The 19,647-nt window shown below is 45.8% G+C and carries 15 protein-coding genes, 3 tRNA genes and 1 other RNA gene; 4 read left to right on the top strand and 15 right to left on the bottom strand.

All coding sequences use genetic code 11. The annotated features are described in order from the left end of the window. Positions 1-58: 58 nt before the first annotated feature. The 4 genes from LKD46_RS05115 (at position 59) to LKD46_RS05100 (ending at position 3,323) form a co-directional block, all read left to right on the top strand. The gene (locus LKD46_RS05115; protein WP_022426606.1) at positions 59-460 is read left to right on the top strand and encodes a putative ABC transporter permease; all 402 of its coding nucleotides are present in this window, start codon (positions 59-61) and stop codon (positions 458-460) included. Positions 461-529: 69 nt separating this feature from the next. Continuing rightward, a complete protein-coding gene (gene pyrB / locus LKD46_RS05110; RefSeq protein WP_022426605.1) occupies positions 530-1,453 on the top strand; it encodes an aspartate carbamoyltransferase in 924 nt (307 codons plus the stop codon). Beyond that, positions 1,447-1,884, top strand: a complete 438-nt coding sequence (locus LKD46_RS05105) for an aspartate carbamoyltransferase regulatory subunit (RefSeq protein WP_015525765.1) — start codon at positions 1,447-1,449, stop codon at positions 1,882-1,884. The genes pyrB and LKD46_RS05105 overlap by 7 nt, the downstream gene beginning before the upstream one ends. A gap of 554 nt (positions 1,885-2,438) precedes the next feature. Next, positions 2,439-3,323: a hypothetical protein gene (locus LKD46_RS05100; protein WP_173722576.1), complete on the top strand. Its 885-nt coding sequence runs from the start codon at positions 2,439-2,441 to the stop codon at positions 3,321-3,323. Between the two features lie 89 nt (positions 3,324-3,412). Here LKD46_RS05100 and rnpB read toward each other — a convergent pair. The 15 genes from rnpB to LKD46_RS05025 form a co-directional block, all read right to left on the bottom strand. Further along, positions 3,413-3,763: RNase P RNA component class A (rnpB, locus tag LKD46_RS05095), an RNA gene on the bottom strand. 68 nt (positions 3,764-3,831) lie between these two features. After that, complete coding sequence (locus LKD46_RS05090) at positions 3,832-5,205, bottom strand: sodium-dependent transporter (RefSeq protein WP_092069463.1); 1,374 nt, start codon at positions 5,203-5,205, stop codon at positions 3,832-3,834. A gap of 679 nt (positions 5,206-5,884) precedes the next feature. Further along, positions 5,885-6,925, bottom strand: a complete 1,041-nt coding sequence (selD, locus tag LKD46_RS05085) for a selenide, water dikinase SelD (RefSeq protein WP_110102024.1) — start codon at positions 6,923-6,925, stop codon at positions 5,885-5,887. Positions 6,926-7,134: 209 nt separating this feature from the next. Continuing rightward, on the bottom strand, positions 7,135-8,802 hold the full coding sequence (locus tag LKD46_RS05080; protein WP_173739874.1) for a nucleoside kinase: 1,668 nt from the start codon (positions 8,800-8,802) through the stop codon (positions 7,135-7,137). A gap of 148 nt (positions 8,803-8,950) precedes the next feature. Further along, the gene (locus LKD46_RS05075; RefSeq protein ID WP_092069324.1) at positions 8,951-9,733 is read right to left on the bottom strand and encodes a Nif3-like dinuclear metal center hexameric protein; all 783 of its coding nucleotides are present in this window, start codon (positions 9,731-9,733) and stop codon (positions 8,951-8,953) included. After that, the gene (locus tag LKD46_RS05070; RefSeq protein WP_227573898.1) at positions 9,720-10,448 is read right to left on the bottom strand and encodes a tRNA (adenine(22)-N(1))-methyltransferase; all 729 of its coding nucleotides are present in this window, start codon (positions 10,446-10,448) and stop codon (positions 9,720-9,722) included. The genes LKD46_RS05075 and LKD46_RS05070 overlap by 14 nt, the downstream gene beginning before the upstream one ends. Beyond that, entirely contained in the window at positions 10,441-11,568 is a 1,128-nt protein-coding gene (rpoD, locus tag LKD46_RS05065; RefSeq protein ID WP_021651146.1) for an RNA polymerase sigma factor RpoD, read from the bottom strand. The genes LKD46_RS05070 and rpoD overlap by 8 nt, the downstream gene beginning before the upstream one ends. Positions 11,569-11,607: 39 nt before the next feature. After that, a complete protein-coding gene (gene dnaG, locus LKD46_RS05060; RefSeq protein ID WP_110102026.1) occupies positions 11,608-13,401 on the bottom strand; it encodes a DNA primase in 1,794 nt (597 codons plus the stop codon). Between the two features lie 19 nt (positions 13,402-13,420). Next, positions 13,421-14,431, bottom strand: coding sequence for a deoxyguanosinetriphosphate triphosphohydrolase (locus LKD46_RS05055; RefSeq protein WP_015525757.1), 1,011 nt, complete (start codon positions 14,429-14,431; stop codon positions 13,421-13,423). A gap of 289 nt (positions 14,432-14,720) precedes the next feature. Continuing rightward, positions 14,721-14,805 (bottom strand) — tRNA-Leu (locus tag LKD46_RS05050). Between the two features lie 27 nt (positions 14,806-14,832). Further along, positions 14,833-14,917, bottom strand: a tRNA-Leu gene (locus tag LKD46_RS05045). A 119-nt stretch (positions 14,918-15,036) separates the two neighbouring features. Next, the gene (locus tag LKD46_RS05040; protein WP_110102028.1) at positions 15,037-17,289 is read right to left on the bottom strand and encodes a leucine-rich repeat domain-containing protein; all 2,253 of its coding nucleotides are present in this window, start codon (positions 17,287-17,289) and stop codon (positions 15,037-15,039) included. 137 nt (positions 17,290-17,426) lie between these two features. Then, positions 17,427-17,511: transfer RNA gene (locus LKD46_RS05035), tRNA-Leu, on the bottom strand. A gap of 272 nt (positions 17,512-17,783) precedes the next feature. Further along, positions 17,784-18,110, bottom strand: a complete 327-nt coding sequence (locus LKD46_RS05030) for a cupin domain-containing protein (protein ID WP_015525755.1) — start codon at positions 18,108-18,110, stop codon at positions 17,784-17,786. 307 nt (positions 18,111-18,417) lie between these two features. Next, positions 18,418-19,641 carry an LL-diaminopimelate aminotransferase gene (locus LKD46_RS05025; RefSeq protein ID WP_110102029.1) on the bottom strand — a complete coding sequence of 408 codons (1,224 nt, stop codon included), beginning with the start codon at positions 19,639-19,641 and terminating at the stop codon, positions 18,418-18,420. Between the last annotated feature and the right edge of the window lie 6 nt (positions 19,642-19,647).

The following is a 19,647-nucleotide window of genomic DNA, read 5'->3' as shown; positions in this document are numbered from 1 at the left end:
TTAAACTGACATTTTTCCGGAAAGCGCAGGATTTCTGCTGATGAGAAGGAGCTTTAAAATGCAAAAGAAGGATTTTTTTCTGTGTGGTTTTACAGGCTGGTGTCTGGAGATCTTATGGACAGGACTGCACTCTCTTGTCACCGGACATTTTACTATGATGGGCAAAACCTCTCTTCTGATGTTCCCTGTTTACGGACTTGCAGCACTGATCCGTCCGGCTTACTACAAGCTTGCCCGCTTTCCGGTTATGGTACGGGGGATCATTTACAGCTGCGGGATTTTTTTCGTGGAATTTTTAAGCGGATCTTTTTTTCAGAAGCTTCACATCTGTCCCTGGGATTATTCTCATGTTCCGCTTCAGTATAAAGGAGTGATCCGGCTGGACTATGCTCCTCTGTGGTTTTTTACCGGTCTCTTTTTCGAATGGCTTCTTCGACAAAATCCTCGGAAAGTCTCTTGAAAATCTCACAGTTATATTATATGATAACTGGAAGGAATCTTATTTCCAGTAAATAATTGGAGGTACAACATGAGACATTTAATGAGTCCATTGGATTTCTCGGTTGAAGAGCTTGATAAGCTTCTGAATCTCGCCGACGACATCGGGAAAAATCCAAAAAAGTATGCGCATACCTGTGATGATAAAAGGCTTGCGACATTGTTTTACGAACCAAGTACACGTACACGTTTAAGTTTCGAAGCAGCCATGATGAATCTTGGAGGAAAGGTTCTCGGTTTTTCTTCTGCTGATTCCAGCTCCGCATCCAAAGGCGAAAGCGTTGCCGATACTATTCGCGTTGTTTCCTGTTATGCAGATATCTGTGCTATGCGTCATCCGAAAGAGGGTGCTCCGCTTGTAGCTTCTATGTCATCCAATATTCCGGTGATCAATGCCGGTGATGGCGGCCACCAGCATCCTACCCAGACATTAACCGATCTTTTAACTATCCGCTCCCTGAAGGGCAGACTTGACAATATTACCATCGGCCTCTGCGGTGACCTGAAATTCGGCCGTACCGTTCACTCTCTGATCGAGGCTCTGGTCCGTTATGAAAATGTGAAATTTGTTCTGATTTCTCCGGAGGAGCTTCGTATTCCAAGCTATATCCGTGAGGATGTTCTGAAACGCAACAATGTCGAGTTTGTCGAGGAGGAACGTCTGGAGGATGCACTTCCGGATCTGGATATCCTGTACATGACCCGTGTTCAGAAGGAACGTTTCTTCAACGAAGAGGATTATGTCCGCATGAAAGATTTCTATGTTCTGGACAAACAGAAAATGGAGCTTGCACCGAAGGATATGTATGTCCTCCACCCACTCCCACGTGTTAACGAGATTTCTGTTGAAGTGGATTCTGATCCACGTGCCGCTTATTTCAAACAGGTCCAGTATGGTGTGTATGTCCGTATGGCCCTGATTCTTACATTACTGGAGGTGGAACTGCCATGTTAAACGTAGGTGCTCTTCGTGAGGGTTATGTTCTGGATCATATCAAAGCCGGCAAGGCAATGACGATCTATCATGACCTGAAGCTGGATAAGCTGGACTGTACGGTTGCTATCATCAAAAATGCCCGCAGCCAGAAAATGGGAAAAAAGGATATCATCAAGGTTGAATGCCCCATCGAGGATCTGGATCTGGATATCCTTGGTTTTATCGATCATAATATTACCGTAAATATCATCAAGGACGAAAAGATCGTTGCAAAGAAAGAGCTGAAGCTGCCGAAGCAGGTTGTGAACGTGATCAAGTGCAAGAATCCTCGCTGCATTACTTCCATCGAGCAGGGACTGGATCAGATTTTTGTTCTTGCAGATGAAGAGAATGAGGTTTACCGGTGTAAGTATTGCGAGGAGAAATATAGAGGTAAACGGAATAAATAGAGTTCATATGAGCATGATTAACAAACGGACGCGTCCGGTCCCCGCTTCGATATTTGGCTGTTTCGGAGCCTAGTAATACTAAGCCTGCGAAAGACTGCTAAAAACATTTTCTAAAATCATGAACTCGCTCCTGACGTCGCTCAGACAGCATGATTTTGAAAAATAACGCAGTCTCCCGCAGACCAAGTATTACTACGGCTCCTGCAAAGGCCTGAATATCGAAGCGGGAACCGAGCGCTGTGTTTTCATAGATTTTGAAATGGTGGGCTCCTGCTCATTGCTCCTCTGTTTTTTATTGTTGACTTTTTGTGTTAGATATTTTATTCTTTTAGAAACAGATTTGCATTTCCGGAAAGGATTGTCTGTATTACATTTTTTAGTTTTTCTATTTTTATTCTTATTATAATCTACCGATTCTGGTATTTTTTCATTTTATCAAGTTTACATACACATAGCTGTTGCGCAAAGGAAAATGTATTGTCTGTTTTTATTTTTTCTGTTATATTGTAATCAGACAATTTCTTTCTGATTTCCTTTTGCAGGAAGGATTTTTTATGACACAGAAAGAAATGATTACAAATGATAAAATCGGTTCTGCAACTGTATTTCAGCATGAAGATACGGTTCTAAAGACTGCCGCTCAATTCTTTGCCGAGGAGCTGATTCCTTATCTTGGCATTGATGGAAAGGTTGTATCTTCTGCTCCTACAGAGTCCATTGTTCTTAATCTTAAGAAATTCTACGAAGATATCAATCTCATCATGGAAGATGGTACGTGGAAACACTTTGAATTTCAGAGTAAGAATGAAGGGATTCCCGGTTTGAAGCGTTTTCGATCCTATGAAGCTGTGACCAGTTATCAGTATAGCGTTTCTATCACCACATACGTTCTTTATTCGGGAAATATCCGAAATCCGGTCACTTCATTTACTGAAGGAATAAATACTTATCGTATTATTCCGATCATAATGAAGAATCACAATGCAGATAGGCTGATTGAAACGCTGAAAGAGAAATTTTCCTCTGAAGACATTCTTACAAAGGCTGATCTCGTTCCATTAACACTTATCCCTCTGATGGATGGTCAACTTTCTCAAAAGGAACGGTTCCTTCAGGCATTCTCTCTGACCGAAAATACAAAAGATATTCCATCGGAAGATCTGCAGAAAATCGAGGCGATGCTCTATACTATGGCAGATAAGTTTCTTGAAAATGATGATTTTGAACATGTAAAGGAGTGTATTCGTATGACACGTTTGGGTCAGATGCTGTTTAATGATGGTTTTAATGATGGTTTCAACAATGGTTCCCAGAAAAAGCAGCTTGAAATTGCCAGAAATCTGATAGGAAAACTCAGTGATACTTCTATCGCTGAAACTACCGGTTTGTCTTTGGATGTGATTTTGGAGCTGAAAAAAGAAAAAACTATGAAACTATAAAAAGCTGTCATTCTTTATCAAAAAAGCAACTGATATTTCACAGATCAGATCTGCAAAATACAGTTGCTTTTATTATGTGCTTATTATCATACACAGTCAGACCGATAAGCCGGGTTATGTCGTTGGGTGATCATCTATCTAGGCCTTCCGTTGCCAGAAGGCTCCAGCGACCTACCTGAAAGCACGACGGGCCGCCGTATGGCTTTCTTCTCGGTCTTGCTTCGAATGGAGTTTACATGTGCCCGCTCTGTTACCACAGCGGCGGTAGTCTCTTACACTGCCTTTCCACCCTTACCCCGCAAAACGGGGCGGTTTATTTCTGTTGCACTGGTCTGGGAGTTACCTCCACCGGACGTTATCCGGCATCCTGCCCTGTGAAGCCCGGACTTTCCTCGTCTGGACCCTTTCGTCTGTCCAGCCGCGATCACCTGGCCTGGCTGCGCATCTGCTATTTTAACACAGGTGTATAGACTTGTAAAGTTGGAATTTTCTTGGTCTCCTATGTCTTTTACATGGAAATCCATCCAAATGCATTTGCCACAGAACTGAAAAGAATGATCGCCGCAAAGATTGGGCAAAGATACTGGATCATAAAATTAAAGATTCTTTTTCTGCGGAAAGTACCACCTTCCTGCAGTACTTCCTCTTCAATCTTCTTTGTACCAACTACTCTGGATATCAGAAGACAGGTAGCAATCGCTGCGATCGGCATCATGACAGAGTTCGTCAGGAAATCAAAGAAATCAAGGAACTGCATTCCAATGATCTTAACACACGCCAGAGGACCATAGCCAAGAGAAGAAAGACTTCCGAGAACAACCATGATAATTCCGACAAATACTGTTGCCTTCTTGCGTCCCCATTTCAGTTCATCCTGAAAAGTAGATACTGCACTCTCAGTCAATGCAATAGAACTGGTCAAGGCTGCACAGAGAACCAGTACAAAAAACAGGATTCCAACCAGAGTTCCAAATCCCATGCTTGCGAATACCTTCGGAATCGTAATAAACATCAGTGCCGGTCCCGCCTGTAACGTATCCGGATCTCCACCGGAGAATGCAAACACAGCCGGAATGATCATCAGACCTGCCATCATTGCGATCGCTGTGTCAAAAATTTCTACATTTTGTGTAGACCCTTCAATAGATACATCCTTTTTCATATAAGAACCAAAAGTTACCAGAATACCCATCGCGATCGACAGAGAATAAAACATCTGTCCCATTGCCGCAACCACTGTCATCCAGGAGAAGTTTTTGATATTTGGTATCAGAAAATATTTCACACCTTCCAGTGCTCCTGGCCTCGTTACCGAATAAATGACAATGACCACAGACAAGAATACCAGTATCGGCATCATTAATTTGGAAACTCGTTCCACGCCATTCTGCACACCTGCATAAATGATCACCAGCGTAAGCAGTGTAAAAAACAGGAAACAGGTTTCTGTAGAAAATCCATCCGCTATAAAAGCAGAAAAATATCCGTCTTCAGCAAGAGTCTGACTGCCTCCCTTTACATACTCCACCAAGTATTTAATTACCCAGCCACCGATCACGGAATAATACGGCACGATCAGAACCGGTATGATCGCATTGATCCAACCGCCCAAAGACAGCCACTTTGATTTACCAAAAGTTCCAAACGCACCTACCGGACTTTTCTTTGTCATACGTCCCAGAGCTGTCTCTGCCACGATCATAGAATATCCAAAGGTCAATGCCAAAATGATATAGATCAGTAAAAAAATTCCACCGCCGTACTTTGCCGCCAGATAAGGGAATCTCCATATATTCCCAAGCCCTACCGAAGCACCAGCTGCAGACAGTACAAATCCAATCTTCCCGGAAAATGTACTCCTCTCATGTTTATGTTTCTCCATAATTCTTCCTTTCCCGTCACATATTTGTTTTTTGTATTCTTTATGTCTTCTCAATTTCCGCTCATATGATAATACCATGCTTTTATCCCTCAGGCAAACAATATATTAAAAAAATACAGAGCCTATATTTCCTGAATTACTGTTCACTCCATTCTCAGTAACACGCTTCGCGGTGCACAGAATTTATGCTAATCACATAAATTCGCGCAGTATGGCTCGGGTTTTCTGTGACCTTCGCTCACAAAAAACACCTCGCGGAATATTACCAGTAAACAGTAATTTTCCTGTTCTGCATCCCACAACCATACTCTCCGCACATTTTATATTTTTCCTGCCAGCTGGATGCACCAGCCTGGGGGAGAGGATATCGGTTTGGGCTGCTGCGGAGGAGGGGTGATAACTACTTGGGCTGCGGGAGTCGGCGTTATTGCGGCAGGGTCAGCTGTCTGAGCCAACGGCGAGTTCTGGCCCTGCCGCAATGCTTTTAGCCGACTCACGGAGTCCTAGTAGTATCCCCCGACGGAGTCCCTGCCCGGACCGATATCCTCTCCCCCAGGCGTCCGTCGTCCGCCATCCGCCATCCATCATTCTGCTTCCACCACTTTCCCCAGCAGTATCCCCCCTACGCAACCATCCACTCTGACGTTATCGTCCAAACATTCGTTCGTAAATTAATTTCCTACCGGATCTCCAACGTCCACTCCCGCCGATCCACAACCTCACCGATCACCCCAGCCTGCAGACCAGCCGCATCCAGCCGCTTCATGATCTCCGGCACATCCCTCTCCGGAACCGCCGCCAGCAATCCCCCAGAAGTCTGCGGATCAAACACCAGATCCTCCCGCCAGAGCTCTGCCACACTTTTCACTCCGGTTTTCTCAGCAAACTCCCGGTTCCTGTAAGCCCCACCCGGAATCAATCCCATAGAAGCAAACTCCTCCACATCCGGAAGCACCGGCAGCTTCTCCGTATCGATCACAACCGTCCGGTCACTGGCCACAGCCATCTCCGTAGCATGTCCCCCAAGACCAAACCCCGTCACATCCGTACAGGCATGAACCTCAAACTCTTTAAAAACCTCACAGGCATCCCGGTTCAGTTTCTTCATGGAAGCCAAAACCGCCTTACGTGCACCTTCCGTCACCAGATCCGCCTTGATCGCCGTATTCACGATCCCCGCACCCAGCGCCTTCGTCAGGATCAGCTTATCTCCGGTCTGCGCTCCAAAATTCTTCCAGAACTTCCTCGGATCTACAAAACCCGTCACACTGAGCCCATACTTTGGTGTATCATCCTGGATCGTATGGCCACCGGCAAGAACCGCACCAGCCTCCATCACCTTATCTGCACCACCACGCAGGATCTCCCCGAGAATCTCCACATCCATATCCTTCGGAAACGCCACAATATTCAAAGCCGTCTTTGGAGTTCCACCCATAGCATATACATCACTCAACGCATTGGCCGCCGCGATCTGCCCGAAATCATAAGGATCATCTGCCACAGGCGTAAAAAAATCCAGTGTCTGGATCAGCGCCAGATCATCACTCACCCGGTAAACTGCAGCATCATCCGAAGTGTCCGTTCCAACCAGAAGATCCGGATCACAGAACTTTGGCAGCCCGCCAAGAACTCCCGCCAGAGTCCCCGGTCCTACCTTAGCTGCACAGCCACAGTTTGGAGCCAGTTTTGTCAATTGTATTTTTTCTTTCATGATCATTTTCCCTTTCCTTTAAGTCCTGTAAATCCCGTCATCCATCCGCAGCACCACAGAGGACTTTAACTTTTCCGATTCACACTCAAAAGGCTCCACACACCACAGATCCTATGCACAGAGAAATCCTAATCTTCTCATCTTTGTGCCAACCGATATCTGCATTGCATAGAGCCTTATATCTACACATAGCTTTTTTTATTCATACAATTAATTTATACATTAAAACAACTACCGCCAATAAACTCCCTCAGAAGCGAATTAAACGGAACACCCTCACTGGGCACCGGCACAAAATAATCCAGGAACTTCAAAAGCCGCTTCGCCTCCTGATACTCCGGTTCACTCTTGTCAATTCCAAAAAGCAGCGGTTCCGCATAAACCTTCAGGCAGGCAAGCTCATACACAAGAGCTGAATTAAACATCACATCTGCTTCCTCCTGGAACGGAAAAATATTCTGCTCCTCGCCTCTCCGTACAGAAGGCCACCTTGCAATGGTATCCTTTGCGGAAGTTCCACGTGTACGTGCATCACGGACAATTCGGCGTATCAGTCTTCCATCCGTTGTGGGGATCCGGTTATGCTCATCAATGTTCAGCTGTGTCAACGCACTGATATAGATCTTAAACTTACTCTCTTTTGGAAGGGCATAACTCAGCTTGTCATTAAGCCCGTGAATGCCTTCGATAACCAGGATATCATCTTTTCCAAGCTGAAGCTGGTCTCCCCGGTATTCCCTGCATCCGGTCTTGAAATTAAATGTAGGAAGATCCACGGTTTTTCCCGAAAGAAGATTCAGCATATCTTCATTAAACTGCTTCGTATCAATGGCTTCCAGACACTCATAATTCTTTTCTCCGAATTCATCCAACGGCGTATGTTCACGATCCACAAAATAGTTATCCACAGCAATGGGATGCGGCTTCAGACCATGAGCAGAAAGCTGAATAGATAATCTGTGAGAAAAACTGGTCTTTCCGGAAGAAGACGGACCTGCGATCATTACGAACTTTACATTGCCCCTTCTCCGGATCTCCTCGGCAATCGAAGAAATCTTGGCCTCATGGAGTGCCTCCTGGATCAGCATCAGGCTCTGCACACCTTCTCTTGTGATCCGGTCATTGAGATCTCCTACAGTGGCAACATCCAGCTTATCGCCCCACTCTTCCGATTCCTTCTGCACATGGAAGATCTTATCCTGGGGTTCAAAAGGCTCCAGCACATCCGGGTTCTTCTGTCTCGGAAGAATCAGCACAAAGCCTTCATCATAAAGCTGCAGATCAAAATACTTCACATAGCCGGTATCTGGTGCCATAAATCCGTAAAAATAATCCTCGAAATTTTCCAGGCTGTAAATATTCACTCTGGAAACCCGCCGATAACGGAACAGCTTTTCTTTATCATACATATGATGCCTGTGGAACATGGAAACGGCATCATCCGTGCTGACACTGCGTTTGCAGATCGGAAGCTTCCGGTCTACCAGTTCCCGCATCCGCACTTTTACCCGGTCAAGAAGCTCCTGATCCAGGGTAGCACTGCCTTTCATAGTAAAATAAAGAGCATTTCCAATAGAATAATGGATCACAACATGATCCACATTCTCTTTTCCAGCTACATCAAAAATTGCCTTCAAAAGAATAAAGATCGCACTTCTCCGATAGGTTTTTCGACCGGCACTGTCCTTTGCGGTTATAAATCCCAGTGTACAGTCATGCTGAAGCTTCTTGTGAAGCTCACGGAGCTTTCCGTTCTCAGTCACAAGGATCACCGGATACTCTGTTTTGCCCTCATAATCCCTTATGATCTCAGAATACGGTGTCATTTTGGGGTATTCCCTTGTTTCTCCGTTTATGGTCACTTTAATCATTGTCTGTTCCATAACGATCCCCTCCACAGGCTTATATATTTATACAGCTGCCCGATTTTTCGGACAGCCATGTGTTTCACAATTCATTTTTCCGAAACGGATAATCGTATTCCGTCCCACTACATATTCATGAATACAAACACTTTTTTGCAATCCGCTTTTACAAAACAATATATGGATTTTTCACACTGGCGCAGGTTGTCTTAAGCGCAGGGAATGCCGCATTCAGCTCCTTCTCCATAGCTTCCGCAAAAATATACTCCGTACCGTAATGTCCGGCATCTACAATCGCCAGACCATCTGCCATAGTATCAATGGCAGTATGATAATCAATATCTCCGGTCACATATACATCCGCACCGGCGGCCATTACATCACCGATCATACTCTTTCCGCTTCCTGTACAGATCGCCACAGTCTCGATCTTCCGATCCAGATCACCGTAAACCCGCACATCCGGAAGATGATTGCATTCTTTTACATATTTTCCAAACTCACCAAGAGTCATAACATGGGGAAGCTTTCCCACTCTTCCGAACCCCTCCGGCTGCTCCCCGGATCCATCGGTAACTGTAAGCACCCTTGTATCCTGAAGCTTCAGATGCTCTGCACTTAAATCTGCCATTCCGATCACATCATAATTGGTATGCATGGCAAAATACGGGATATCCTCCTTTATCAGACGGAGGATCTTCCTTCCGGTAAAGGTATGATTGTTGATCTTTTTGATCCCGGAAAAGATCATTGGGTGATGGGTAAGGATCATATCCGCACCAGCAGCCACCGCCTCATCCAACACCGGTTCCGTAAGATCCAGCGCAAGAAATACATGGGAAATCTCTTTCTGGTCATCTCCCACCAGCAGTCCCACATTATCCCAGTCCTCCGCAAATTTTTGCGGATGGTGCTCATTCAGCCATTCGATCAGTTCATATGCTTTCATATCGTTTCAGAGCTGTATGGATCAGCTCCATTTCCTCCTTTACTTCTGCCAGACGAGTTTTTGCGGAAACAGACTCTGCCCCGGAAAGACCGGCAAGTATTTTCTTACGAATCATTTCCTCCCGGAGAAGATACTCTTTAAGGACCGGGTGACATTTTTTCAGAAGGAGAGGTCCAAACCAGGCCTCTTCCTCTGTGTAAACAGACTTTTCTCCCGAATTGTTACGTACCGCTTTCATCATAGGATAAAATTTTCCGTCTTCTTTTATCATTTCTTCCCTTACGATCTCCCAGCCGATCTCAGAAAGAAAATGCCGGAAATGAGGAAGGTCCGACTGAGGCTGCAGGATCAGTTCCTGAAACCCCTCCCGGACCTTCGCTCCATCCTTTAATATCCTTTCCATCAGAGGACCACCCATTCCCGCGATCACCAGGGTATCACCTTCTCCTGGCTCAAGCTTCGCAAGCCCGTCGCTCAAACGGGTCTCTATGTAATCTTCAAGGCCATAACGGGTAATATTCTCCCTGGCTCTTGAAAGCGGTCCCGGGCGTACATCCATGGCAATGGCTGACGGAACTGTTTTTTCACTGACAAGCCAGATCGACAGATAGCCATGGTCACATCCTACGTCTGCCAGCCGGTTTCCTTTTGTTACCATACCGGCAATGGCACGAAGACGCATGGAAAGCTGTACGGATATATTTTTATCAGTCAAGATAATCCTTCAGCTTGCGGCTGCGGCTGGGATGACGCAGCTTGCGCAGAGCTTTTGCCTCGATCTGACGGATACGCTCTCTTGTGACATTGAACTCTTTACCAACTTCCTCCAGAGTTCTGGCACGTCCGTCGTCCAGTCCGAAACGGAGGCGGAGAACCTTCTGTTCACGGTCAGTAAGCGTACTTAAGACTTCTACCAGCTGCTCCTTCAGAAGTGTAAATGCAGCTGCATCTGCAGGTACCGGAACATTATCATCCTGGATGAAATCGCCAAGATGACTGTCTTCCTCCTCACCGATAGGAGTTTCCAGAGATACCGGCTCCTGAGAGATCTTAAGGATCTCACGTACACGGTCTACCGGCATGTCCATCTCCTCAGCAATTTCCTCCGGCGTAGGTTCACGTCCAAGCTCCTGGAGCAGCTGACGGGAAACACGGATCAGCTTGTTGATAGTCTCAACCATATGCACAGGGATACGGATGGTACGTGCCTGATCTGCAATGGCTCTTGTGATAGCCTGACGGATCCACCAGGTTGCATAGGTACTGAACTTGTAGCCTTTTCTGTAATCAAATTTTTCAACAGCTTTGATAAGGCCAAGATTTCCCTCCTGGATCAGGTCGAGGAACAGCATCCCACGTCCAACATAACGCTTTGCAATGCTGACAACAAGACGGAGATTGGCCTCTGCCAGACGTTTCTTGGCAGCTTCATCCCCCTTTTCCATTCTCTTGGCAAGCTCGATCTCCTCATCTGCACTTAACAGACTGACTTTACCGATCTCTTTCAGGTACATACGGACCGGATCCTCGATGCTGACACCTTCCGGTACAGAGAGGTCGATCTTATCAAGCTCTACCTCTTCTTCATCTTCCATCCCATCCATATCCATATCGTTATCAAGGAGGAGTTCGTCACCGCTATTTTCTGTGATACGGAGAACGTCCACACCGCTGGCCTCCAGGAAGTCAAAAACCTTCTCCATCTGATCCACTTCCAGTGGAGAGTCCTTGAAAAAGTCGCTGATCTCCTGATATTCCAGCACATTCTTTTTCTTTTTTGCAAGTTCAAGAAGCTCTACAAGTTTCTCGCTGAATTTTGCCATATTCATTTCCATAGGTGCTCTATACCTCCATATAGTGTTTATATTTTATCCTTAATTGAAAGAAATATGCAGCTGCTGCCTCTTTCTTCCAAGGTCTTCCAGTTCTTTTTTTGCTTTTATCAGTTCCTGAAGCCCGGCCATGTCTGACGGGTCCCAGGTACGGTTTTTTTCTTTGAGGCTTTCTTCCTTGATCCGCAGCAGCGCATCGGAAAAAGCCCTCTGCTGTTCTCCTTCGTTTTCCAGATGGATGGTGGCGTTAAAAAGAGATGCCACCTCCCGCTGCTCCTCACTGTCTGTAAAGGCGTTGAGAAGCTTTCCCGGATTGGTCTCTCCCTCCTTATGCTGTTCAAACAGCATCTGGGCTACCTCTTTATACAGCGGTACCACAAAATCGGAAGGGGAAATGTATTTTTCCACCTGTTCAAAAATACCCGGATAATTTACAAGCCAGGTCAGCATCAGCTTCTGTGCTTTGTCTGCGGCGGATTCCTTTTTCTTTGTTTCCGGAGTCCCGGACTTTGGCTGGATCCGTTTCTCTGCAGGCGTTCCCTTCAGAGCCAGCGTGTTGACCCTTTTCCGGATATCCTCCGTGCCCACTCCATAGCGGCCGTATTCCTTTACAATGGCTTCTATATAAAGATTCCTCTCCAGTTCATCGGAAAGCTCCAGAAGCATCCCGGCACACCGCTCAAAAAACTGATTCTGTCCCTGGGGTGCATCCATGGCAAATTCCTGTTCCGCAATATGTACACGAAACATAAAGCTGTCCATGGCCCGGTTCAGACGTTCCTCAAAGGCCTCCGCTCCTTCATTCTTGATGAACTCGTCCGGATCCTTCCAGGGCTTCAGGCTTACTACCCTGGACGTGACTCCCGCCTCCCGCAGGATCGGAATCGCACGAAGTGCCGCCCGGATCCCTGCACCGTCACTGTCATAAAGAAGCAGGACTTCCTTGGTGTAACGTTTCACAAGGCTTGCATGTCCGGAGGTCAGTGCAGTTCCAAGCGACGCCACTGCATTGGTAAAGCCTGCCTGATGCATGGCGATCACATCCATATATCCCTCACAGAGGATCAGATAATTCTTCCTGGTGGTCCTGGCCACATTCAGCCCGTAAAGATTCCGGCTCTTATCAAAGATCTTCGTCTCCGGTGAATTCAGGTACTTGGGCTTGCCATCTCCCATGACACGACCTCCGAAACCAATGACCCGGTTGTTTACATCCATGATCGGGAAGATCACACGGTTCCAGAACTTATCATACATACCTCGCCGCTCATCTACATTGAACAGGCCGGATTCCCTGAGAAGTTCATCACTGTAGCCCTTCCCCTTAAGATATTTGTACAGATCATCACTATACTTATCCGAATATCCAAGACCGAATTTACGGATGGTTTCCTCGGAAAGACCTCTTCCTGTCAGATATCCGTAAGCCGTCTTTCCGCCTTCTCTCCGGAGCTGATAATAAAAGTACTGTGCTGCCAGCTTGTTGATCTCCAGAAGATTTGCTCTCTGTTCTGCTTTTTCTCTGGCTTCTCTGGAATACTCGATCTTCGGAAGCTCTACCCCTGCCCGGTCAGCCAGATGTGACAGCGCCTCACCAAACGAGTAATTCTCATATTCCATGATAAAATTGTATACGTTTCCTCCTGCCCCGCAGCCAAAGCAGTAATACATCTGCTTGGATGGTGTTACGGAAAAGGAAGGGGTTTTCTCATTATGGAAGGGACACAGCCCAAAATAGGAACTCCCCCTCCGTGTCAGTTTCACATACTGGGATATCACGTCTACAATGTCATTTTTCATTCGGACTTCTTCTATGATGTCATCTGAATAACGCATGCTTATCCCTCTTTTCCATTTAATAGACCTCCCAGGCTCTCGGTATATAGATCTCCCTGAATTTCTCCATGGAATACTGATCCGTCATTCCCGAAATATAATCACATACTGCCTGTTCCTTAGGTACTCCCCGGTATTCCACCAATTCCCTGTATTCCCGGGACATTGCCTCCGGATGGTCAGTATAATATCCGTACAGTTCACTCAGCATCTGGATCACTTTATCCTCTTCCTTCCTGGCAACCGGATTCTCATAGACATTCCGGAACATCAGCGCCCGAAGCTCCATCATCGCCTCAAAAACATCCGGCGACATGGAGATGCTGTCTTTCCCCATACTGTTCTCTATAATATTATGTACGAAAGTATTCAGCCGTTCTCTCGTGGTATAGCCCAGAAAAGTTCTCATTGTGACAGGAATATCATCTTCTGTGATGATCCCTGCCCGCTGGGCATCGTCCATATCATGGTGGATATAGGCGATCTTGTCAGAAAAACGTACCACCTGTCCTTCCAGTGTGAAAGGATTTCCGCTGGTGCGGTGATTCATGATCCCATTTCGGACTTCCCAGGTAAGGTTCAGCCCGTTTCCGTTCTTCTCCAGTACTTCCACAACCCGGACGCTCTGCCTATAGTGTGCAAAGCCACCCGGATGTACCTGATCCAGTGCTCTCTCTCCTGCATGTCCAAAAGGCGTATGCCCCAGATCATGTCCCAAAGCGATTGCTTCCACCAGATCTTCATTTAGGCGAAGTGCCTTGGCAATAGTCCGGGCGATCTGCGATACCTCCAGTGTATGTGTCAGCCTGGTACGGTAATGATCTCCCTGTGGTGCCAGAAACACCTGTGTCTTATCCTTCATACGGCGAAAAGCCTTACAGTGAAGGATCCTGTCTCTGTCTCTCTGATACGTTGTCCGCACATCGCATTCCTCTTCCGGGTGCTCCCGGCCTCTGGTATCTGCGCTGTGAGAAGCATAAGGGCTCAAAAGCTCCCGTTCTCTCTGTTCCATGCTCTCTCTGATGTTCATAAGCATTTCCTCCACAGTCTGACAAACAGCGGCGACAAAATACCCTCTGTTAATTATATTCTACACAAAACCACAAATTCCTCTTTTCTGAAAAAATAATTCAAAAAATATTGGAGTTACGGTCTGATCAGCCCTTAAGATGTCCAAAATTATCCTATTGTATATGAAACGAATACAAATATATCACGCAGATCTTCCCATTTCAGCTTCTCACCAGTGCAGGCATGCAATAATTTACTTTCATATAGCCAAAAACAGAGCTGCAATTCACAGCTCTGTTTTAAAGTCATGCGGAAGATGGGACTTGAACCCACACAAGCGCAATGCTTACAAGATCCTTAGTCTTGCTCGTCTGCCAGTTCCGACACTTCCGCATATCGCATTTCATTGGAAATTTCCAATGCGGAAGATGGGACTTGAACCCACACGAGCGCAATGCTCACAAGATCCTTAGTCTTGCTCGTCTGCCAGTTCCGACACTTCCGCATGACCGCATTTCCTTGGGATTTTTTATTTTCTCCCTCGCGACAAGTGATAGTATAGCAAAGTGGATCTTGTATGTCAACACCTTTTTTCAAAAGTTTTCTATTTTTTCGGTTTTTCTGTTATTTTGTCACGATTATCTTTGGTCCGGCACCCTTTGCACGGAGGAGTTTTTTGTATGCACTTACCCTGGAAGCCGGTACTTTAAATCTGCAGTTGGAACGGATCCCCTTAAATGCATTGGCTCCGGTCTTCGCTGTCGTAAGCTTTGTGCTGAAGATCGTTACATTGGAGAGTTTACTGCAGCCGCAGAAGGCTTTCGCACCTACTGTCATTATATTCGCTCCGATTTTCACTGTTGTCAGCTTCTTCGCTCCGGACATTGCAGAGGTGCCAATGGCTGTTACACGAAAGCTCTTTCCACCAATCTTTACTGTCGTCGGGATCGTAAGTGTCTTTCTTGCTGCCTTATCCGTAGCTCCGGTAAAGACTACGGTTCCCTTGCCGGATGTGTCTGCATTGGATATCTTATATTTCAGCCTGCTGACTGTATAGACTGCGTTTTTCTGAACCGTGATCCGGAATTTTTTTGTAACAGAACCGTTATATTTTCCTTTTCCTTTGATCGTAACGGATGCAGTTCCGATGTTTTTATTATTCTTCCAGGTAAGGGTGTAATCCCTTCCGTTTACAAGCTTCTTACCGCCGTAGGTTATGGTGAGTGCCTGGGTCAGCGGCTTTCCGGTAAAGGCCCCGGTCTTAAGTGCGGATATCTTTGTTTTGCTGATATTGGTAACCGCTGCAGTCTGTCCACCAATGGAAACAAATTTCACATCTTTAAAAAATACATGATATAAATTTTCACATTGATGCATTCTCTTTACATATCGTTCCGCTGCCGAGCCTGTATAACCTTCTACTGTAAAACCACCGGGAATAACTTCCTCTGCACCATTTCCCCTGTTATAACGTATTCCTAATGCCAGTCCACCAATATCTGTAACTGATTTCGGAATACGGATCTTTTTCAGCTTAAGGCAATCATGAAACGCCCCATCTTCGATCTTCGTCAGTCCCTCATGTAAGGTCACACTGGTCAGCCCGGTATTGCAAAATGTATCAGGCCCGATCTGCGTCAGACCGGCAGGTATGTCAATCTTATCCAATGATGTACAATTTCTGAATGCATCTGTCCCTAATTTATTTAACTGAGCCGGAAGCTGGATCTGTGTCAGATTTTCGCAGTTAAAAAATGCACCCTCACCCAGCTCTTTTAATTGAGGCGGAAGCTGTACCTGCTTCAGATTTTTGCAGTTACAAAATGCCCCTCCTCCTATCAGCGTCAGTTTTTCCGGAAGCTGGATATTTCTGAGTCCGGTCTCGAAAAATGCATTCCTTTCTATTTCTGTTACGGAATCCGGTAACACAATAGAACTCAGCGCACTGCAGCCCCAAAATGCTCCGTCACTGATTTTTTCCAATACTGTATTCTCAAATATCACACCCTCCAGACTGCTGCAATCTCGAAAGGCATCCTCTCCAATAGACCTCACTCCATTTTTTAATGTAACCTTTTTCAGCCCGGTACATTTTCCAAACATATCTCTCGGCACATCCACTGCACCGGATATCACCACACTCTCTATATTTGGCACATCGTAAAAGCATTGCTCCGGCATATTCATGCCTGCATTTCCATGGATTTCCAGTTCCTTAATATATTTTTTCAGATTCCACATGCCCCATCTATCAAAGCCTGTGATCCCATTCCCGATTACAAGCTTATTTACTCTAGAAAAATCGATGCCTGCCTTCTCCAAAGCACTTTCAGATATCTCATTTTTTGTCAACTCCATGTTATTTCCCGTAATGGTCAGTGTTCCATTCCCGTCCAGTACCCACGTAAATTTTCCATCAGAGTATTCTGCAGATGCCTGCACTGCATCCTTCGTTCCATCATCAAAAGCTGCGTTTTCTTCTTCCTGTTCGCATTCCTCCAACGCTTCGGCTGCATCCATTGCCGCTTCCGGAGTCTCCGGATCTTCCTCTTCTGCAGTACCCTCTGGCGCTTCTTCACCAGGCTCCATTACGCCTGTTTCCGCATTCTCCTGTACGTTATTCCCGGTATCTGGCTTGTCTGTATCTGTGGTTTCCTGTTCCTCTGTAGCAGCTGATCCATCTGCAATCTCTGCTTCCGTCTCTGCAGTATCTTCTTGATCTGAGGATGCAGCATCTCCACTTTCTTCTGCCAAAAATGTTGCTTCCGCACCCTCTGGTTCCATTTCTGCCGCCACTGTCAGCTCCGCCGGAGTCAGTGCCAGACTTGCCGCTACAAGTACGACCATGATCTTTTTTCCTGCACTTTTTCTTCTCATATGACTATGCTCCTTCCATTTTCTTCTATCATATCATATAAACATGATATATTCTATCCGGATTCCTTTTTTACAGATATTTTTAGGTAGCAAAAAAACTGCATCCGTTTCCAGATGCAGGTTTCTCAAATAAAAAATGCGGAAGATGGGACTTGAACCCACACGAGCGCAATGCTCACAAGATCCTTAGTCTTGCTCGTCTGCCAGTTCCGACACTTCCGCATATCGCATTTCTTCGGGATTCTTTATCTTCTCCCTCGCGACAAGTGATAGTATAGCAAAGTGCTTTTTGTATGTCAACAGTTTTTTTCTAAAAAAATCCAAAAATATTTTTTGTTTATACAATTAATACATTTCGTTTAATAACAATCTGAGACAGAGAATCTTTCATCCCAGAATTTATACTCCGACACAGGTTACGCCTCAGTCGTAAAAAGAGCAGCCTCTTCAAAAAGGCCGCCCTTCTGTCTCACTTCTGTTTTCTTCTATATGGATCAGTCAAAAATGATCAGTGCCATAAACACAAGATCTGTGTCGCCTGTATTGGTAAGACCGTGTCCTTTTCCATCTGGTGTGATGGTGATGTCGCCGGCCTTTACCGGGCGTTTCACGCCGTTATCGTCGTACTCGCCTTCGCCGCTTAAGATATAGTAGGTTTCTGTCTCGCCATGATGCTCATGGTATCCCAGAGAACATCCTTTTTCGATGGTAACCTGTGCGTAAAGTCCGCATTTTCCCTTCAGCTCGTCTCCCTCAAGGATGTCTTTGATGATCACATGACCTTTACCGCCGCACATATTTTCTACTCTTCTGATACCCATGATAAAATCCCCTTTCGTGATTGCATAAATTTGTGAAATTTTATGAACACAGGCTTTCTGCGGCCTGTGCCTTACTTCCTGTACAATTATAAATGATATGATAAATTTTCGCAATCCTTATTGTTATTTTCGCAAATTAACTTACAGGCAAATTTTTTCCACTGTTTATTGCTTTTCGCAGCCCTGCCGGGAGCTTCTTTGATTCAGAGCAAGTGGACATTCGCAATTGAAGCAGGATACTTCTTTGATCCGGTTAAAAAACGAAGCAGCTCTTTTTCAAAGACCTACTCCGCAATTTATACTCATATTACAAATTTTTAATTCTCTCAATTGCCTCAAGAGTATTCTCATAGCTTCCGAATGCTGTCAGACGGAAATATCCCTCACCATGTGCACCAAAGCCTGAACCTGGTGTTCCTACGATGTGTGCTTTCTCAAGGAGATAATCAAAGAACTCCCAGGAGGTCATCTGATCCGGTGTTTTCAGCCAGATATATGGAGCATTTTTTCCACCGGACACGGAAAATCCTGCTGCGGAAAGGCCCTCCAGGATCGTCTTTGCATTACGCATGTAATAAGCGATCTGCTCCTTCAGCTGTACTTTTCCCTCCGGAGAGTAAACAGCCTCGCCTGCTCTCTGTACAATGTACGGAGCACCGTTAAACTTGGTTCCGTGGCGTCTTGCCCAGAGACTGTGAAGCTCTACGCCATCACGCACCAGTTCCTTCGGAACAACGGTAAAGCCAAGACGAACGCCTGTAAAGCCAGCATTTTTGGAAAAGCTTCGAAGCTCGATGGCACAGGTTCTTGCACCCTCGCACTCATAAATGCTGTGCGGGACATCCTCCTCAGAAATATATGCCTCATATGCTGCATCATAGATGATCACGCAGCCGTTTTTGTTGGCGTAGTCGACCCACTCCTGAAGAGCTGCCTTTGTGATCGCACCACCGGTGGGATTGTTCGGGAAGCAGAGATAGATCAGATCCGGTACTTCATCTGCCGGGATCTCCGGAAGGAAACCATTCTCCTCTTTGCAGGGCATGTAGATCACACCGTCAAAATTCTCACGCTCTTTGTTATAAAGGCCAGTACGTCCAGCCATAACGTTGGTATCTACATATACAGGATAAACCGGGTCGCAGACCGCAACCTTGTTATCCAGTCCGAAAATCTCCTGGATGTTTCCGGAATCACTTTTTGCTCCATCGGAAACAAAGATCTCATCTGCGCTGATGTCGCAGCCTCTGGACTGATAATCATTTTTTGCAATGGCACTTCTTAAGAACTCATATCCGAGATCCGGAGCATATCCGTGGAAGGTTTCTGCGTGTGCCATCTCGTCTACGGATTTATGAAGGGCATCGATGATCGCCGGTGCAAGGGGCTGTGTCACATCACCGATTCCAAGACTGATCACAGAATCCTTAAATTCCGGATTGGCCTCCTTATATGCGCTTACCTTCTTTGCGATATTGGAAAACAGATAGCTTCCCGGAAGTTTTAAATAATTCTGATTTACTGTAACCATAGTATT

Origin of the sequence: Blautia fusiformis, from assembly GCF_020686995.1 — a bacterium.
GTDB classification, from domain to species: Bacteria; Bacillota; Clostridia; order Lachnospirales; family Lachnospiraceae; genus Blautia_A; species Blautia_A fusiformis.
The sequence above is the reverse complement of the archived record's forward strand: the minus strand, read 5'-3'. Positions and strand labels throughout refer to the sequence as shown.

What these genes read in the sequence shown, in the direction of transcription:
- LKD46_RS05040 (WP_110102028.1), bottom strand. Translation starts at nt 17,289, where the DNA reads ATGAGAAGAAAAAGTGCAGGAAAAAAGATCATGGTCGTACTTGTAGCG.
- LKD46_RS05075 (WP_092069324.1), bottom strand. Translation starts at nt 9,733, where the DNA reads ATGAAAGCATATGAACTGATCGAATGGCTGAATGAGCACCATCCGCAA.
- pyrB (WP_022426605.1), top strand. Translation starts at nt 530, where the DNA reads ATGAGACATTTAATGAGTCCATTGGATTTCTCGGTTGAAGAGCTTGAT.
- LKD46_RS05080 (WP_173739874.1), bottom strand. Translation starts at nt 8,802, where the DNA reads ATGGAACAGACAATGATTAAAGTGACCATAAACGGAGAAACAAGGGAA.
- LKD46_RS05090 (WP_092069463.1), bottom strand. Translation starts at nt 5,205, where the DNA reads ATGGAGAAACATAAACATGAGAGGAGTACATTTTCCGGGAAGATTGGA.
- LKD46_RS05105 (WP_015525765.1), top strand. Translation starts at nt 1,447, where the DNA reads ATGTTAAACGTAGGTGCTCTTCGTGAGGGTTATGTTCTGGATCATATC.
- LKD46_RS05115 (WP_022426606.1), top strand. Translation starts at nt 59, where the DNA reads ATGCAAAAGAAGGATTTTTTTCTGTGTGGTTTTACAGGCTGGTGTCTG.
- LKD46_RS05100 (WP_173722576.1), top strand. Translation starts at nt 2,439, where the DNA reads ATGACACAGAAAGAAATGATTACAAATGATAAAATCGGTTCTGCAACT.
- rpoD (WP_021651146.1), bottom strand. Translation starts at nt 11,568, where the DNA reads ATGGAAATGAATATGGCAAAATTCAGCGAGAAACTTGTAGAGCTTCTT.
- selD (WP_110102024.1), bottom strand. Translation starts at nt 6,925, where the DNA reads ATGATCATGAAAGAAAAAATACAATTGACAAAACTGGCTCCAAACTGT.
- LKD46_RS05055 (WP_015525757.1), bottom strand. Translation starts at nt 14,431, where the DNA reads ATGAACATCAGAGAGAGCATGGAACAGAGAGAACGGGAGCTTTTGAGC.
- LKD46_RS05025 (WP_110102029.1), bottom strand. Translation starts at nt 19,641, where the DNA reads ATGGTTACAGTAAATCAGAATTATTTAAAACTTCCGGGAAGCTATCTG.
- LKD46_RS05030 (WP_015525755.1), bottom strand. Translation starts at nt 18,110, where the DNA reads ATGGGTATCAGAAGAGTAGAAAATATGTGCGGCGGTAAAGGTCATGTG.
- dnaG (WP_110102026.1), bottom strand. Translation starts at nt 13,401, where the DNA reads ATGCGTTATTCAGATGACATCATAGAAGAAGTCCGAATGAAAAATGAC.